This window comes from Clostridium aciditolerans (genome assembly GCF_016316925.1).
Lineage (GTDB): Bacteria > Bacillota > Clostridia > Clostridiales > Clostridiaceae > Clostridium_AM > Clostridium_AM aciditolerans.
Genome location: NZ_JAEEGB010000017.1, coordinates 65045 through 82781, shown reverse-complemented (window position 1 = coordinate 82781; position 17737 = coordinate 65045). Strand labels below are relative to the sequence as shown.

The 17737-nt window shown below is 31.4% G+C and carries 19 protein-coding genes; 18 read left to right on the top strand and 1 reads right to left on the bottom strand.

Annotation, left to right across the window (positions count from 1 at the left end):
* Nucleotides 1–140 precede the first annotated feature (140 nt).
* From I6U51_RS15290 to rho, 4 genes are all read left to right on the top strand, one after another.
* Nucleotides 141–449, top strand: coding sequence for a ribose-5-phosphate isomerase (locus tag I6U51_RS15290; protein WP_178906287.1), 309 nt, complete (start codon nucleotides 141–143; stop codon nucleotides 447–449).
* A gap of 222 nt (nucleotides 450–671) precedes the next feature.
* On the top strand, nucleotides 672–2276 hold the full coding sequence (gene pyrG / locus I6U51_RS15285) for a CTP synthase (RefSeq protein ID WP_211143457.1): 1605 nt from the start codon (nucleotides 672–674) through the stop codon (nucleotides 2274–2276).
* Nucleotides 2277–2452: 176 nt separating this feature from the next.
* Nucleotides 2453–2794 (top strand): hypothetical protein, encoded by a 342-nt coding sequence (locus I6U51_RS15280; protein WP_211143456.1) that lies wholly within the window; start codon nucleotides 2453–2455, stop codon nucleotides 2792–2794.
* 410 nt (nucleotides 2795–3204) lie between these two features.
* A complete protein-coding gene (gene rho / locus I6U51_RS15275; RefSeq protein ID WP_211143455.1) occupies nucleotides 3205–4677 on the top strand; it encodes a transcription termination factor Rho in 1473 nt (490 codons plus the stop codon).
* Between the two features lie 79 nt (nucleotides 4678–4756).
* On the opposite strand, the gene rpmE is transcribed toward rho, so the two are convergent.
* Nucleotides 4757–4966: a 50S ribosomal protein L31 gene (gene rpmE / locus I6U51_RS15270; RefSeq protein ID WP_178906291.1), complete on the bottom strand. Its 210-nt coding sequence runs from the start codon at nucleotides 4964–4966 to the stop codon at nucleotides 4757–4759.
* A gap of 179 nt (nucleotides 4967–5145) precedes the next feature.
* Between rpmE and I6U51_RS15265 the strand changes: the two genes are divergently transcribed.
* From I6U51_RS15265 to wecB, 14 genes are all read left to right on the top strand, one after another.
* The gene (locus I6U51_RS15265; RefSeq protein ID WP_211143454.1) at nucleotides 5146–5769 is read left to right on the top strand and encodes a thymidine kinase; all 624 of its coding nucleotides are present in this window, start codon (nucleotides 5146–5148) and stop codon (nucleotides 5767–5769) included.
* Complete coding sequence (locus I6U51_RS15260; protein ID WP_211143453.1) at nucleotides 5769–6713, top strand: DUF1385 domain-containing protein; 945 nt, start codon at nucleotides 5769–5771, stop codon at nucleotides 6711–6713. Before I6U51_RS15265 ends, I6U51_RS15260 begins: the two co-directional genes overlap by 1 nt.
* A gap of 15 nt (nucleotides 6714–6728) precedes the next feature.
* A complete protein-coding gene (gene prmC / locus I6U51_RS15255; RefSeq protein ID WP_211143452.1) occupies nucleotides 6729–7604 on the top strand; it encodes a peptide chain release factor N(5)-glutamine methyltransferase in 876 nt (291 codons plus the stop codon).
* A gap of 62 nt (nucleotides 7605–7666) precedes the next feature.
* Nucleotides 7667–8743 (top strand): peptide chain release factor 1, encoded by a 1077-nt coding sequence (prfA, locus tag I6U51_RS15250; protein ID WP_211143451.1) that lies wholly within the window; start codon nucleotides 7667–7669, stop codon nucleotides 8741–8743.
* A gap of 29 nt (nucleotides 8744–8772) precedes the next feature.
* Nucleotides 8773–9390: a hypothetical protein gene (locus I6U51_RS15245; RefSeq protein ID WP_211143450.1), complete on the top strand. Its 618-nt coding sequence runs from the start codon at nucleotides 8773–8775 to the stop codon at nucleotides 9388–9390.
* Between the two features lie 102 nt (nucleotides 9391–9492).
* Entirely contained in the window at nucleotides 9493–10203 is a 711-nt protein-coding gene (locus I6U51_RS15240) for a ZIP family metal transporter (protein ID WP_425489766.1), read from the top strand.
* Nucleotides 10204–10528: 325 nt separating this feature from the next.
* Complete coding sequence (locus I6U51_RS15235; protein ID WP_211143448.1) at nucleotides 10529–11758, top strand: NAD(P)-dependent oxidoreductase; 1230 nt, start codon at nucleotides 10529–10531, stop codon at nucleotides 11756–11758.
* A 61-nt stretch (nucleotides 11759–11819) separates the two neighbouring features.
* On the top strand, nucleotides 11820–12872 hold the full coding sequence (locus I6U51_RS15230; RefSeq protein WP_211143447.1) for an L-threonylcarbamoyladenylate synthase: 1053 nt from the start codon (nucleotides 11820–11822) through the stop codon (nucleotides 12870–12872).
* A gap of 23 nt (nucleotides 12873–12895) precedes the next feature.
* Nucleotides 12896–13354: a low molecular weight protein arginine phosphatase gene (locus tag I6U51_RS15225; protein WP_211143446.1), complete on the top strand. Its 459-nt coding sequence runs from the start codon at nucleotides 12896–12898 to the stop codon at nucleotides 13352–13354.
* A 93-nt stretch (nucleotides 13355–13447) separates the two neighbouring features.
* On the top strand, nucleotides 13448–13897 hold the full coding sequence (rpiB, locus tag I6U51_RS15220) for a ribose 5-phosphate isomerase B (RefSeq protein ID WP_178906300.1): 450 nt from the start codon (nucleotides 13448–13450) through the stop codon (nucleotides 13895–13897).
* Nucleotides 13898–13989: 92 nt separating this feature from the next.
* A complete protein-coding gene (upp, locus tag I6U51_RS15215; RefSeq protein ID WP_211143445.1) occupies nucleotides 13990–14619 on the top strand; it encodes a uracil phosphoribosyltransferase in 630 nt (209 codons plus the stop codon).
* Nucleotides 14620–14797: 178 nt separating this feature from the next.
* Nucleotides 14798–15286 carry a deoxycytidylate deaminase gene (locus I6U51_RS15210; protein WP_211143444.1) on the top strand — a complete coding sequence of 163 codons (489 nt, stop codon included), beginning with the start codon at nucleotides 14798–14800 and terminating at the stop codon, nucleotides 15284–15286.
* Nucleotides 15287–15358: 72 nt separating this feature from the next.
* On the top strand, nucleotides 15359–16387 hold the full coding sequence (locus I6U51_RS15205; protein WP_211143443.1) for an MraY family glycosyltransferase: 1029 nt from the start codon (nucleotides 15359–15361) through the stop codon (nucleotides 16385–16387).
* A 61-nt stretch (nucleotides 16388–16448) separates the two neighbouring features.
* The gene (wecB, locus tag I6U51_RS15200; RefSeq protein WP_211143442.1) at nucleotides 16449–17597 is read left to right on the top strand and encodes a non-hydrolyzing UDP-N-acetylglucosamine 2-epimerase; all 1149 of its coding nucleotides are present in this window, start codon (nucleotides 16449–16451) and stop codon (nucleotides 17595–17597) included.
* The last annotated feature ends 140 nt before the right edge of the window (nucleotides 17598–17737 follow it).

The following is a 17737-nucleotide window of genomic DNA, read 5'->3' as shown; positions in this document are numbered from 1 at the left end:
GTGGGAAAACAGATATTAAGTGATAAATATATTGCCTGTGTCTTTATTTATGTGTATATTTTATTCAGTTATTGTTTAAAATTTAAAAAGAGATATACTCATTAAGTTACCAACATTGTGGATAAAAGGAAGTGAATGTTGTGAATAAATATTTTATTGATAAAGAAGAAAAATATGAAAGAATACTAGAACTTCTATGTAAATATAAAGGTCTAAGTAGAGAAGAATTATTTAAAATTTTAAAGGATAGGGAATGCAGATATCTATTTTTTTTGCTTATTAGAAAATATGGTTGTGATGATATAGGAATGCTTCAAAAAGACTTTCCATCAGTAAATAAAAATAATATAGGATTAAATTTTAGAAAAGCAGAAGAGAAACTTTTACTTAATAGAAAAATAAGAGATATGTATTTTGAAGCAGAAGACATTATCGAAAAAGCAAAATAATATTTTTTCGACAAAAAACAAAAAACAGTAGCATATTAAAAAAATATATGCTAATATATTAGATATGTTTTAGAACATAATATCCCACTTTAACTTATAGGATAATTTTTATTATACAACCCAAGTGATACTTTGTCAATATGCAATTGTTATATTTTCAATATAAATTTTATACTATTATAGAAAACGGGGGTGAACTCTGCTTAATATAGCAGGAAACTTATGAGTACAAAATATATATTTGTTACTGGAGGAGTAGTATCCTCATTAGGAAAAGGAATAACAGCGGCTTCACTAGGAAGGCTTTTAAAAAATAGAGGACTGAAGGTATCAATTCAAAAATTTGATCCATATATAAACATAGATCCAGGAACTATGAGTCCATATCAACATGGTGAAGTTTTTGTAACAGATGATGGAGCAGAAACTGACTTAGATTTAGGTCACTATGAAAGATTTATAGATGAAAATTTGAGTAAAAACAGTAATGTTACTACAGGAAAGGTATATTGGTCTGTAATAACAAAAGAAAGAAAAGGAGATTACTTAGGTGGAACTGTTCAAGTAATTCCTCACATCACTAATGAAATCAAATCAAGAGTTTACAGAGTAGCTAAAGAAAGAGATGTTGATGTAGTTATAACTGAAATAGGCGGAACAATTGGTGATATAGAATCTTTACCATTTTTGGAATCCATAAGACAGATAAAGTATGAAGTTGGTAGAGAGAATGTATGCTTTATACATGTAACTCTTGTGCCTTATCTAGGAAAGTCAGGAGAGCTTAAAACAAAGCCTACACAACACTCAGTAAAAGAGCTAAGAGGTATAGGAATTCAACCAGATATAATAGTATGCCGTTCTGAGAAATCTATTCCAGATGATTTAAAAGAAAAAATAGGATTATTTTGTAATGTAGATGGAAATTCTGTAATTCAAAACTTGGATGCAGAAAATCTATATGAAGTTCCATTGATGCTTCACAAAGAAGGATTGGACACTTTAGTTTGCGAAAAGTTAAGTTTACCATGCAAAGAAATAGATAATGCTGAATGGTCTAACATGGTAAATAACATAAAAAACCTATCAAGAAGCGTTACTATTGCACTTGTAGGGAAATATGTTGAATTGCATGATGCGTATATATCAGTAGTAGAATCTTTAAATCATGGTGGTTATGCAAATGATGCCAAGATAAATATAAAATGGATAAATGCTATGGATATTACTAAAGAAAACGCGTCTGAATATCTGAAGGATGTAGATGGAATTTTAGTTCCAGGTGGATTTGGCGATAGAGGGGTAGAAGGAAAAATTGAAGCTATAAAGTGGGCAAGACAAAATAAGGTTCCTTTCCTTGGAATATGTTTAGGAATGCAATGTGTAGTAATAGAATTTGCAAGAAATGTATTAGGATATTACGATGCTCATAGCTCAGAAATATTACCAGATACAGAACACCCAGTAATTGATTTAATGCCTGATCAAAAAGATGTAGATGAAAAAGGCGGTACTATGAGATTAGGTTTATATCCATGTAAGTTGGAAAAGGATACAAATGCCTTTGCAGCTTATGGTGAAGAAATTATATATGAAAGACATAGACATAGATATGAGTTCAATAATGAATATAGAAAAGCATTAACTGAAGCTGGACTTATTTTATCAGGAACTAGCCCAGATTCTAGGTTAGTAGAAATAGTTGAGTTAAAAGATCATCCATGGTTTGTGGCAGTTCAATTTCACCCTGAACTAAAATCAAGACCAAACAGACCACATCCGTTATTTAGAGATTTTATAAAAGCGTCTTTAGATAAGGAGTATTAGGATTGTAATTATTCTGGTATACATGAATTATTATTATAATTCATGTATACCAGAATTTGTTTTGTCGAAAAAAATAAATTTATAATGTATTAAATGAAGAGATTTATGAAGGATTTTAATAATATTTATAGAATTATAAATATACCAGATTTAATTCTATAGGAGGGGTGAATAATATGTTGTTTAATACTGATATAAGTATTGCTCTTAAAAATTTTCAAGGATTCTACGACTTAGAGACATTTTCTATTTTTGAAACAAATAAGATTAGTGAAAGTTTCACCTCTTTAGAAATAAAAAACTGTAATAAGATGATTTCATTTAAAGTTAGATGTCCTCATTGCGGAAAGTATCATAGTTACAAATACAGTATAAATGAATTTATAAAAAAGGATCTAATAGTTGGAGGATGTGAAATTCTAGGATTTCCTTTATTTTATATGGGAGATTATAATAAGGTGAATAAAAGAGTCAGTAGATATAATAATATAAATAAGCAATTGTACGCTATGATATAACTTTTAAGGATAAAAGAATGCTTTTATCCTTTTATTTTGCAATTGATTAATAAAAATAATGTTATTTGATAAAATAAAAATATATAGATATAATTTTAAATAACTTAAGCACATTTGGTTTGTTATTTTATTCAAACTTACATTAAAGAAAAAAATATTATAAAAATGTGGATTAAAATATGAAAAAGGGTTATAATTTATTTTACAGTGTAGCCTTTCAAATAAAAATTTCTTTGCTTAGGGTGAAGTTTTTCAGCAGTAGCCTAATAATTTCATTTTAAAGCGCAGAAATCTGTTAAGCATACCTAAATGTTTGGTATCATTACGGATAATAAATGGAAAAAATCTTTTGATTATTCCCAAGAGGTTAAATATAATTATGAAAATTAAATAATGCGAGGTGTTATTTTTTGATAAACAAAGATATGGATAACTTGACCGTTGCTGAGTTAAAAGAAATAGCCAAGAACTTAGGCTTAAAAAATATATCTAAATATAAAAAAACTCAGCTAATTGAAGAGATAAAAAAAGTTTCTCCAGTTTCAATCGAAAAAGACGGAGTCATACTTAGAGAAAAAATAAGTCCTAAGAGTGAAGCTATACATAGTGAAAAAGAAGAAACTACTGAAAATGTAAGAGTTGAAGAAAAGAAATCTGTAGAAGAAAAAACTCAAAATGAAAAAAATGAGGATGAAAAGGTATCTGAAGAGGAAAAAAGAGAAAAGCTTAAAGAGATGATAAATGAATCAGGTACAGCTATAGGAGTACTTGAAATAATAGAGAGTAATAATTATGGATTCTTAAGAGGAAAAAATTATTTAACAGGACCAGAAGATATATATGTATCTCCATCTCAAATAAGAAGATTTAATTTAAAAACAGGGGATGAAGTACGAGGTAAAGTAAGAACACCAAAAGAAGGTGAAAAATTTAAAGCACTTCTCTATGTAGAAAGAGTAAATGGAGAAAATCCAGAAAGAGCAGTAGGTAGAAAACCATTTGAGAAGCTTACTCCTATATATCCAGAGCAAAGATTAAGACTCGAAACTACACAGTCAGATTTATCTACCAGACTTATGGATATAATATCACCTATAGGTAAAGGTCAAAGAGGGATTATAGTCGCACCTCCTAAAGCAGGTAAAACTACTCTTCTAAAAAAAATAGCTCAAAGTATATCTCAAAATCACCCAGAAACAAAACTTATAGTTGTTTTAATAGATGAAAGACCAGAAGAAGTTACAGATATGCAAAGATCAATCAAAGGTGAAGTAATATACTCAACTTTTGATGAAGAACCTGAACATCACACTAAGGTTGCTTACATGGTGCTTGAAAGAGCAAAAAGAATGGTAGAGCAGGGACAGGATGTAGTTATACTTTTAGATAGTATTACTAGACTTTCTAGAGCGTATAATCTAACTATTACCCCGACAGGAAGAACTCTTTCAGGAGGACTTGATCCAGGAGCACTAATAATGCCAAAGAAATTTTTTGGAGCTGCGAGAAATATAGAAGAAGGAGGAAGTCTTACTATACTTGCTACAGCTCTTGTGGAAACTGGAAGTAGAATGGATGATATGATATTTGAGGAGTTTAAGGGTACTGGAAACATGGAAGTACACTTAGATAGAAGACTTCAAGAAAGAAGAATATTCCCTGCTATAGACGTTTATAAGTCAGGTACTAGAAGAGATGACTTGTTATTTAAGAACCAAGTAGAAAAAGAAGCGGCCTTTAATATAAGAAGAGTATTGTATGATGAAAATAATACTCAGAATATTACTGAACAGCTAATAAGCATGCTATCGAAAACTAGAAATAACGATGAGTTTGTTAATTTTGTTATTAAAAAAGACATTAGTAAAAATGGAGAAAAATAATAAAACCTGTCCTTTGATATCAAAGGACAGGTTTTATAATAAGTTTTAGAACAAATAAAAAAATATTTAAACTTATTTATTATTCTGATTTTAAGTTGAACTTCTTCATGAACTTATCTACTCTACCGCCAACGTCAATTATCTTCTGTTTTCCTGTGTAGAATGGATGGCACTTAGAGCATATTTCCACTTTAAGTTCTTTTTCTGTAGAACCTGTTGTAAAAGTGTTTCCACATGCACACTTAACTACCGCATCATGATGGTATTCTGGATGTATGCCTTGTTTCATGTTTTTCACCTCTTTCGAATTTAAGGATATACCTCGATTTTAACTACTGTATTATAACATAGCAGGCAAGTTAAAGTCAATAAATAAGGTAAATAAAAACAGGTCTTTAATATATGCATAAGGTTTGATAAAATGTATTTGTTTAATTGATTTATAATTCAAATGGTGAGGTAGGAAAGATGAGTAAGTTATATTTCAGATATGGAGCTATGAACTGTGGGAAGTCAACAAACCTATTGCAGGTTGCATACAACTATGAAGAAAGAGGGATGAAAGTTATTATTATAAAACCTAAAACAGATACAAAAGGTGGAAATAAAGTGCTTTCAAGATTAGGGGTAACAAGGGAAGTTGACATTCTTATAGATCAAAGTCAGAATATTTATGAGGAAACAAAGAGTTGGATAGAGAAAAATGGACAAATAGATTGCATACTAGCAGATGAATCTCAATTTTTTAAAGAGGAACAAATAGATCAACTATTTAAAATAGCTGTAATAATGGACATACCGACAATTTGCTATGGGCTTCGAACTGATTTTCAAATGAATGGATTTGAGGGCAGTCAAAGACTACTATTGTTGGCGCATAGTTTAGAAGAATTGAAGACTATTTGTAAGTGTGGCAAAAAGGCATTGTTAAATGGAAGAAAAGTAAATGGAGATTTTATCTTTGAAGGAAAGCAGATTGCTATAGATAAAGAAGATGATATTGAATATGAATCACTATGTCCAAAGTGTTACTTTGAGTTTAGGGAAACATATAAAGTAAGAAAAAATAGGGAAAAAGATGAGGTGGAGTAATGGGAAGAAATACTTCAGTTGGAGGTCAAGCTGTAATTGAAGGTGTAATGATGAGAGGGTCCAGCGGAGTTGCTACTGCTGTTAGAAAGGCTGATGGTGAAATTGTTGTAGATAGAAAAGAAAGTATACCTTATTCTAAAAGAAACAAACTTTTGGGGCTTCCTGTTATTAGAGGCTTTGTCTCTTTAATAGAATCATTAGTTATTGGAATAAAAACGTTAAATTATTCCGCATCATTTTTTGAAGATGAGGATGGTGAGCCTTCAAAATTTGATAAATGGTTTGAAAAGGTATTTAAAGATAAAAGTGAGGATGTATTAATGGCCATTGCCATTATCATATCTTTAGGAATAGCAACAATGTTATTTTTTATATTTCCTACATTTGCTGCAAATGTATTCAAGAGAATAGGAATTCATAATACTATAGGGTTAAATATAGTAGAGGGAATCATTAGAGTAGGGATATTTTTGCTATATGTTTTACTTATAGGAAAGATGGAGGATATAAATAGAGTTTTCCAGTATCATGGAGCAGAGCATAAAACTATATTCTGTTATGAAAATGAAGTAGAACTTACTGCAGAAAATGCACAGAAGTTTGAGAGGTTTCATCCTCGATGTGGTACAAATTTTTTATTTTTGGTTATGATAGTAAGTATAATATTATTTTCTTTAACTGGTTGGAGTTCTTTATGGCAGAGAATATTATATAGAATATTACTTTTACCTATAGTATCTGGATTGACTTATGAACTTATAAAATGGATGGGAAAAAGTAATAGTGCTGTATCGAAAATTACTGCTTATCCTGGCTTAATGCTTCAAAAGCTTACCACAAGAGAGCCGGATTATGATCAAATTCAAGTTGCAATAACAGCGCTTAAATATGCGGAAGGTATTGAAGAAAAGGAATCACAGGATACTAGTAATACCTTATATTAGAATGGAGCAGTTTTAATGAAAAATTATAAATCAAAAATTGGAGAGCTTTTAAAAGAAGGCTATCAAATTTTAAAAGAAGAAGGAATTGAGAGTTACGCTTTAGATTGTGATCTTTTATTGGGCAAGGTAGTGAAAAAAGACAGACTTTTTTTACTACTCAACAGAGATTACGAATTAAATGATAAAGAAATAGAAGAGTTTTATAGATTATTGACGCTTAGAAAAAATAAAATGCCTATAAAGTATATGCTTGGTGAATGCGAATTCATGGGACTATCTTTTTATATAAGAGAAGGCGTATTGATTCCGAGACCAGATACAGAGATTTTAGTAGAGTGTGCAATGGAGGAAATTAAAAAAAATAAGTTTAAGGATATTTGTGATGTGTGTTGTGGAAGTGGAATAATAGGTATTACAATTGCAAAACTATTAAAGGACGTAAATGTTAAATCTTCTGATATTTCACATACTGCCTATGAGGTGACTGGGGAAAATATTAAAAGACTGGATGTAGGTGAAAGAGTTCAAGTTGTAGAAAGTGATTTACTAAGCAAGTTTATAGAAAATAAGGACAGATTTGATGTGATAGTGTCAAATCCTCCATACATTAAAAAGAATGTTATAGGAACATTAATGGAAGATGTTAAAAACTTTGAGCCTTATGAAGCGTTATGCGGAGGTGAAGATGGACTGGATTTTTACCGAGAAATAACCTCTCAAAGTTTGAAATTGTTAAACAATGGAGGAATGTTATTATTTGAAATAGGATATGATCAAAAGGACTCTGTAAGTAATCTATTAAAGGAAAACGGATTTGTTGAAGTAGAGTGTTTAAAGGACTTAGCTGGAAAAGACAGGGTTATAAAAGGAAAAATCGAAATTTGTTGCTAGTGTTAAAAGAATTGTGATATAATTATTTATTGTGAAAATATTTATACGGAGTGAGAAAAAGTATGTTAGAAAGACTTAACTTTATAGAAAATAAATACGAAGAACTATCTATAAAAATAAGTGATCCGACAGTTATGGCGGATCAAAAAGAATGGCGAAAATTATGTAAAGAGCATGCAGATTTAGAGACAGTTGTAATGAAATATAGAGAATATAAAAAGGCTGAAGAGGATTTAGAGTCTGCTAAGGAAATGTTGCAAGAGGAATCAGACAAAGAACTAAGAGAGATGGCTCAGGAAGAAATAAGGGAACTTACAGGAGTTATAGAAGAAAAACATCAAGAGTTAAAAATACTACTTCTACCTAAAGATCCTAATGATGACAAAGATGTATTTGTTGAAATAAGAGCAGGTGCTGGTGGAGAAGAAGCAGCTTTATTTGCAGCGAACTTAACAAGAATGTACACAAGATATGCTGAACGTAAAGGCTGGAAGATTGAAACGATAAGCATTAATGCAACTGATATAGGTGGATTTAAAGAAATTGTATTCATGCTAAAGGGAGCTGGAGCCTATAGCAGATTAAAATACGAAAGTGGAGCGCATAGAGTTCAAAGAGTTCCAGACACTGAATCAAGTGGAAGAATCCACACATCTACTGCTACTGTTGCAGTATTACCAGAAGTTGACGACGTTGAAATTGAAATTAATGCAAATGATATAAGAATAGACGTGTTTAGAGCATCAGGACATGGAGGACAGTGTGTTAACACTACAGACTCTGCGGTAAGAATAACTCACTTGCCAAGTGGAATAGTAGTATCTTGTCAAGATGAAAAATCACAGCTTAAAAACAAGGAAAAAGCTATGAAAGTTCTTAAATCCAGACTATTTGAAAAAGCGGAAGCAGAAAGATCGGCGAGTATAGCTGAAGATAGAAAGAGTCAGGTAGGAACAGGAGACAGAAGTGAAAGAATAAGGACATATAACTATCCTCAGGGAAGAGTTACAGATCATAGAATAGGATTAACTCTATACAAATTAGATTCATATCTTGATGGAGATATAGACGAAGTTCTAGATGCTTTAATAACTGCTGAACAGGCAGAAAAAATGAAAGCTATTGGAAGTAACGACTAATTATTTAATTCAAGAAAAGAGGGTAAGGAATGAATATAGATAAAGCCATTAGAAAGCAAAAAAAATCTTATAAAAGATTTCTGCTATCTATGTGCTTTATTTTTTTTGTTTTACCTATCGCTTTGTTTTTATCTAAAAAACTAAGTTTATTTTACATATCATATTTAGTAATTATAGAAGTGCTTATATTTATAGCTGTAATAATAAGAATTGATAAGGAGACATTGAGATTTGCTTGTATTGGAAGTAAATTAAAAATATCACTTGGAATAAGAAAGAAAACTATAAATATAAATTGTGAAAAAGTTTCATTAGTTCATGTTGAAGAGATTCTATCTGATGAAGATGATATAAGTGAATTTAAAATAATTATTCTAGCAACATCAAAGTTTAGAAGTGAAAGAATGATTTCTGTGAACTTAAATTTCTTAAAAAATCATCCATATGTAGCTCACCAATATAATAGGTTAAAAATTATACACCCAGAGGAACAATATTACTATACTATAATAAAAAGGGGGAAGCTTAATAAGTATCCTTTGTTGGATGTTATATACAAAAACTGTGTCTATTCGCACTTTACAGAAGAATGTATTGAAAAAATAAAATTTTATCGTCAAAATTCTCAATATTATAGGAATAAATAATTCTTAAAATCCATTCCTAAAGTTTTGGAATATATGCATTACAATATAAATACATATGATATAGAAGTAATTTAAAATAAAGGTGATGTTTTGAGTAAAAATATGATTCTTATTGTATTAATTGGTAGTGTAGTATCTTTAATAGGTACAATGACCGGGGCCTTACTAGGAGTTATAGTAAAAAGGCCTTCTAATAAGCTGCTGGGAGGAATAATTGGTTTTGCAGGAGGACTGATGCTAGCAGTAGTAGTGTTTGATTTGATTCCAGAGGCTCTTACAAAATGGAATTTCGCTGGTACTCTAGTTTTTTGTATCTTAGGAATTATAATTATAGCCATAATAGATAACAAAATAAATATAAATAGCATGGACAAGCATGCAAAAGTTGCTTTTATGGCAGCACTAGGACTTATGATTCATAATTTTCCAGAGGGAATAATAATGGGGTGTGGCTTTGCTGCTGGAGGTACTTTAGGAATAAAAATGAGTATAATAATAGCAATTCACGATATTCCTGAAGGGATAGCAGTATCAGCGCCACTCATAGCTTCTAGAGTTAGAATATCTAAGATATTATTCTATACTTTTATAACAGCTTTTCCTACTGCCATTGGCACATGGATTGGAGCTTACATAGCAAATATATCGGTAAATGTTCTTGGTGCATGTCTGTCCTTTGCATCTGGAATAATGTTATATGTAGTCTGTGGGGAAATGATACCTGAGTCATCAAAACTTTGGGATGGGATAACAAGTACTATTGGGGTTCTAGGCGGAATTATGATGGGACTTTTTATGGTAAGAATGTTATAGTGCTAATTTTAGACTGTAGAGAGTTTAATTTGATCTACAGTCTTTTTATGTTTTTAGCCTTAGTAGGAAAACTTGAAATATTGTTTATATTAAACTATAATTAACAATTAAAATATAGTATTCGCTTATAGAAATATAGTATATTATATATAACACTTGTATAGTTAACATTTTGTATATTTGATTAGTTTATTATATTGTATATTAGAAAATAATTTATTAATTTTAAAGTACTAGTAAAATTTGTTCTATAGGTTAAAATAAGTTATTAGAATAAAACGTTGCTATAAGCATTGTAACATTAAGATATAGGAGGAATAATGCAATGGGACAATTTGTAATAGAAGAAGCTAAAAGATGCCTTCAATGTAAGAAACCTATGTGCAAAGAAGGATGTCCAGTTAATGAAGTTATAAAGTTATTTTTAGAGGGAAATATTAATGAAGCGGGAGAAAAGCTTTTTAACAATAATCCGCTTTCTGTAGTGTGCTCGCTTGTATGTCCTCATGAGAAGCAATGCGAAGGCCATTGTGTAATGGGAAAGAAGAATAGTCCTGTTAAGATAAGTTCGATAGAAAATTATATATCGGATTATTATTTGAATTCTATAACTCCAGAGGTAGTAAAAGACACTAATAAAAAAGTAGCTATAATAGGGTCTGGACCAGCTGGAATTACTATAGCAATTATCCTAGCTTCTAAGGGCTATGATATAACCATATTTGAAGCTCATGATAAAATAGGTGGAGTTTTACGATATGGTATTCCAGAGTTTAGATTACCTAAGGATATTTTGGAAAAGTTAAAAGATAAATTAATAAGCATGGGAATAAAAATAAGACCTAATACTTTAATTGGGTCAGTTATAACAATTGATGATCTCTTTAGAGATGGCTACAAAGCTATATTTATAGGTACAGGAGTGTGGAAGTCTGGTGCCCTTGGAATAAAAGGCGAGAGCTTAGGGCATGTTCATTATGCAATAGATTACCTAAAAAATCCTAATGTATATGACTTAGGGAAGAAGGTATGCATAATAGGAGCTGGCAATGTTGCAATGGACGTTGCAAGAACTGCATTAAGAAACGGATCAAGAGAAGTCTATGTAATGTGCAGAAGGGGGCCAGAAAATATTCAAGCTGAGAGAGCTGAAGTTGAATATGCAAAAATTGATGGAGTTAAATTTGAATTTTATAAATCCCCTGTAGAGATAGTTGATGAAGGCATTAAATATGTGAATAATAAAGTAGTAGAAGATGAAGAAGGTAAAGAAAAGGTAGTGCCAATAGAGGGGATGGAGGAGATATTCAAAGCTGATTCTGTTATCATAGCTGTGGGTCAAGGACCTAGAGCAAATATAGTATCAAGTACAAAGGGAATAGAGCTAAAGGATAAAGGCTTAGTTGCCACTGATGAATTTGGAAGAACCACAAGAGAAGGTGTGTTTGCATCCGGAGATGTAGTAACAGGGGCTAAAACAGTAGTTAAGGCTGTAGAGCTATCAAAAATGGTGGCACAAGCAATTGATGAGTATGTTACTGAAAAATGTAAGTAATAAGGTATGAAAAACTACTTGATATAATTTAGTAATAAACAAAAAGGTGGTATAAAATAAAATGGATACAAAAATAATTATGCTTGATGAGAATAACTTTGACAAAAACATCATGCAGGAGGCTGGGGCGGTCTTAAGACAGGGTGGACTAGTAGTCTTTCCAACAGAAACTGTCTATGGACTTGGCGCTAATGCATTAGATCCAGAGGCGGTGAAAAAAATATTTGAAGCTAAAGGAAGGCCGCAGGACAACCCTCTAATAGTTCATATTGCGGATATTGAAGAGATAAAGCCTTTAGTTTCGGAAATCCCAGAAATGGCTAAAAGATTTATGGAAAGATTTTGGCCAGGTCCTATGACAATAATATTACCTAAATCTTCAATCATACCAGATGAGACAAGTGCAGCACTACCATGCGTAGGAATTAGAATGCCTTCTAATAATGTTGCTAGAGAAATTATAAGAGCAGCGGGAGTTCCAATTGCTGCGCCTTCTGCTAATATTTCAGGAAAACCTAGCCCTACAGATGTACAAAGGTGCATAGAAGACTTAAGCGGAAAGGTAGATTATATCATTGGCGGTAATATGTGTGATATTGGACTTGAGTCGACGGTTATTGATTGCACTACTGAACCTACCTGTGTTTTAAGACCAGGAGGAATAACTTTAGAGATGTTAAGAGAAGTAGACGAAGATACATATATAGATCCAGCAATAATGAAAAAACCAGAAAAAGATTTTAAGCCTAAAGCGCCAGGAATGAAATATAGGCATTATGCTCCAAAGGCTCCTGTAAAAATAGTTCAAGGAGATTTGAAAAAAACTATTGAAAAAATCAACGAAATAGTGCAAAATTATATAGATGAAAATAAAGTTGTTGGAATAATGGCTACAGACGAAACAGCAAATTATTATAAGAATGGCATAGTAATATCTTTAGGAAGTAGAAAAAATATGATAAGTGTATCTCAGAGTTTATTTGAAACACTTAGAATGTTTGATGATAAAGAAGTTGATATAATCATTGCTGAAGCCTTTGAAGAAAAGGGTGTAGGTGTAGCTGTTATGAATAGACTTAAAAAATCTGCTGGATTTGATATTATTAAAGTGTAATTCTATGTTTTAGGAGGTTAGTTATGAAAAATATACTATTTGTTTGTACAGGAAACACTTGTAGAAGTTGTATGGCAGAAGCTATTTTTAATAATAAGTGTGATATAGATAATATTAAAGCTATTTCTGCGGGCATAGCTGTATTAAACAATAGTAAAACCTCAAAAAACTCTGCAATTGTTACAAAGGAAAGTATTAACATAGATTTAAGTAATAGAAATGCAGTCCAGCTTACTGAGGACATGTTAGAAAATTCAGAACTTGTTTTAACTATGACAACATATATAAGAGATCTTTTAAGGGGCAAGTTTCCGGGATTTAATCACAAAATCTATACATTAAACGAGTATATTTCTATGGAGAAGGATATAGTCGACCCATTTGGTGGTGACATAGAAACTTATAGACATACATATAGACAATTAGAAAGCAGTATTGTATTGCTATTAAACAAATTAAAAGAAGATATAGGCATTGTATAATGCTATTATCTTTTTTTTGTAATCTGATAGTTTATAATTTATTAAAATAAATTATTTAATTATAATAACACTATATCTTGGAGGTGTTTTAACATGAAGATTGCGTTAGGAAGCGATCATGCGGGATTACCGCTAAAAAATGAAATAATAAAACATTTAGAGGCAAAAGGAGTAGAAATTAAGGATTTTGGTGCATATACTGAAGAGTCCTGTGACTATCCTGAATTTGCATTAAAAGTTGCTGAAGAAGTAGCAGGGAAGAAATATGAACTTGGAATATTAGTTTGTGGTACTGGTATAGGAATAAGTATAGCTGCTAATAAAGTTCCGGGAGTGAGAGCTGCATTATGTGGTGATACTTTCAGCGCTCATGCTTGCAGGGAGCATAATGATGCTAATATACTTGCATTAGGTCAGAGAGTTGTTGGATCAGGACTTGCTCTTGACATAGTAGATACATTTATAAAAACTGAATTTGAAGGTGGTAGACACCAAAGAAGAATAGATGGAATTTCTGAAATTGAAAAAAAGTATAGCAAATAGTATATAATAGTTTTTTAAATTAAGTATAAAGCAGAAATTTAGAGTAAAATTTATTCTTAATTTCTGTGTGTTATATAGGAGGAATAAAATAAATGAGTAAAGTAACACAAATAGCACATCCATTAATATTACATAAGTTATCTCTAATAAGAGATAAGAACACAGGTTCAAAGGATTTTAGAGAGCTTGTTGAAGAAGTAGCTATGCTTATGGCATATGAAGTAACTCGTGATTTACAGCTTGAAGTAGTAGAAATAGAAACGCCAATATGTAAGGCAAAATGTAAAATGCTTGCAGGAAAGAAAGTAGCTATAGTTCCAATACTTAGAGCAGGTCTTGGTATGGTTGGTGGTATGACAAAACTTATACCAGCAGCAAAAGTTGGACATATAGGACTGTATAGAGATGAAGAAACATTAAAGCCAGTAGAATATTTCTGTAAGCTTCCACAGGATATAGGAGAGAGAGATGTAATCGTTACGGATCCTATGCTTGCAACAGGTGGTTCAGCAGTAGATGCTATTACTCTTTTAAAACAAAAAGGTGCCAAAAATATAAGATTAATGTGTCTTATAGCTGCACCAGAAGGAATAAAAGCTGTTATGGATGCTCACCCAGATATAGATATATATATTGCATCTATAGATGAAAAATTAAATGAAAAGGGATATATTGTACCTGGTCTTGGAGATGCAGGAGACAGATTATACGGAACTAAATAATCTATATAATAAAAAGCAGTGAAATAATTCACTGCTTTTTATTATATAGATTACCAAGTCGAAAAGTTAACTGGATAATATTAAATTTTCATATATAATCTTAATGAATACTTTTAATTACATCATTTTTATTATAGAATAAAATGAGGATTAATAACAGCAACTGTTGGAGGAAGTTATGAATAGAATTGATAAAAATAACTATTATTTAGATATATGTGAGACTGTATTAGAGAGAGGAACTTGCTTAAGGCGTAACTTTGCGGCTATAATAGTCAAAAATGATGAGATTATGTCGACAGGATATACAGGAGCGCCTAGAGGAAGAAAAAACTGCTGTGATTTAGGTTACTGTAAAAGAGAGCAATTAAATGTACCAAGAGGTACACGCTATGAATTATGTAGATCCGTTCATGCAGAGCAAAATGCTATTATATCTGCTAGAAGACAAGATATGATAGGCTCAACTATGTATTTAGTTGGCAGGGAATGTAGTTCAGGAGAATATGTACATAATGCTTCTCCTTGTTCACTGTGTAAAAGGTTTATAATTAATTCAGGAATTGAGAAAGTTATAATACGTGATACTAAGACAGCTTATAGAGAAATAATTGTAGATGAATGGATTGAAAATGACGATTCTCTAGAAGGCGATGGATGTTATTAAGTGGCAGCAACAATACTGTGTCTATTCAATCTAGCTAAATATTGCTTAATATAAATTAAGGAAGGTTAACTTATGAATAAATTATATGTTTTAGCATTGGTTTCAATAATAATCTCTGCTATGCTTACACCAGTTATTAAAAAATTTGCAGTAAAGATAAAAGTTATAGATATTCCAAAGGATAACAGAAGAGTACATAAAAAACCTATACCACTTCTAGGTGGATTAGCAATATACTTTTCTTTTGTATTAACTTTAGTGTTGAAAACAGGAAAGTTATCTGAATCAGAAATGGGAATACTAATAGGTGCTACGATTATAGCCTTAGGTGGTTTCCTGGATGATAAATTCGAAATAAGGCCGTGGCAAAAGCTTTTATTTCAGATAACTGCTGCATTGGTATTAACCATATATGGAGTTAAAATAGTTTATATAACAAATCCAATAAGCAGTGCAGAACTTTCTATGAGCATAGGATTATTTTCAATTCCGCTTACTATAATTTGGGTGGTTGGTATTACTAATGCTCTAAATTTAATAGATGGTCTAGATGGTTTGGCAGCAGGAGTTGCTTTTATTTCTGCAGTCACTATTTTTATCATAGCTTTTCTAAATGGTAGAGGTGAAGCGGCGGTACTAACTGTAATATTAGCTGGAGCTATACTAGGTTTCTTACCTTATAATTTTAATCCAGCTTCTATATTTATGGGAGATACGGGGGCGCAATTATTAGGGTTTTTATTAGCAGCTATATCTATAAAAGGAGCTATAAAGTCTGCAACAGCTTTTGCAATTGCTGTACCTCTTCTTGCACTTGGAATACCGATATATGATACGCTTTTTGCTATGATTAGGAGGAAGATAAACGGGAAGCCTATAATGCAGGCAGATAAAGGACATCTGCATCATAGATTATTAGACATGGGACTTAATCAAAGGCAGGCAGTTATAATCATGTACCTAATAAGTGCTGTACTAGGTAGTTTTGCAATAATAGCAATGCAGATAAGCACTCAGAGAGCCTATTTCCTTCTTGCTGTTGTCATGGTGGTTCTAGTAATAATAGCTTGGAAATTTGGTTTTTTTGAACATAGAGAATAATTGGTATCTAGGTAACAGTAACAAAGAATAGTTGCCTTGGAGCTAAAATGGAGGTATATTTATGGAAAAAGTTAAGGTTATTACGATATTTGGAACAAGACCTGAAGCAATAAAAATGGCGCCTTTGGTCAAGGAGCTTGAGAAAAACCCAAATATAGAAAATAAGGTTTGTGTAACAGCACAACACAGGCAGATGCTGGATCAAGTATTAGATTTATTTAATATTACTCCTGATTTTGACTTGAACATTATGCAAAGTAAGCAAACCCTCACAGGTATAACTACAAGAGTACTAGAGGGACTCGAAGATATATTTGAAAAAGAAAATCCTAATCTAGTTCTTGTGCATGGAGATACCACAACAACTTTTGCTGGCGCTTTAGCAGCATTCTACCAAAAAATAAAAGTTGGACATGTGGAAGCAGGGCTCAGAACCTTTGATAAGTATTTTCCATTTCCTGAGGAGATGAATAGAAAACTTACAGGTTCAATGGCAGATTTGCATTTTGCACCAACAGCAGGTTCAAAGAGTAATCTTTTGAGAGAAGGAATTGATGAAAAAGATATATTTGTTACTGGAAATACTGTTATTGATGCTATGGAATTTACAGTAGAGAATAGTTATGTATTTAACAATGTGGAGCTTAATGGTATAGAATATAATAAAAAGAAAGTAATAATGGTTACAGCACACAGAAGAGAAAATTGGGGAGATGGAATCGAAAACATATGTAATGCTTTAAAAAGAATTGTTGAAGAGAACAATGATGTAGAGATAGTATATTTAGTTCATCTAAATCCAGTAGTTAAAGATGTTGTTTATAGAATTCTAGGTGGAGTACCAAGAGTGCACTTATTACCACCATTAGATACAAAGGAAACTCATAATCTAATGAATAAATGTTTTATGGTTATGACAGACTCTGGTGGGCTTCAGGAGGAGGCGCCGCACTTAGGAAAGCCAGTGTTGGTTTTAAGAGATGTTACTGAAAGACCAGAGGCTGTAAAGGCAGGCACTGTTAAGCTTGTTGGAACAGATGTAACTACTATACTAAATACAGCTAATGAATTAATAAGAAATTCAGCAGAATATGATAAAATGAGTAGAGCTATAAATCCTTATGGTGATGGTAAAGCTTCAGAAAGAATTGTGCATGCAATACTAAACTATTTTGGGATTCAAAAAATGAAATATGAGGAATTTAGCTAGAAAGTAATTTCTAGCTATTCTTTTTTTTATTGCAATTTTGTGACATATTATTTCAATTTTATTATGTGTTAATTCTAACATTATGATGAATTGTTTTAATTTTATGACATATTATTATAATTTTGCAGTATATTGTTGTA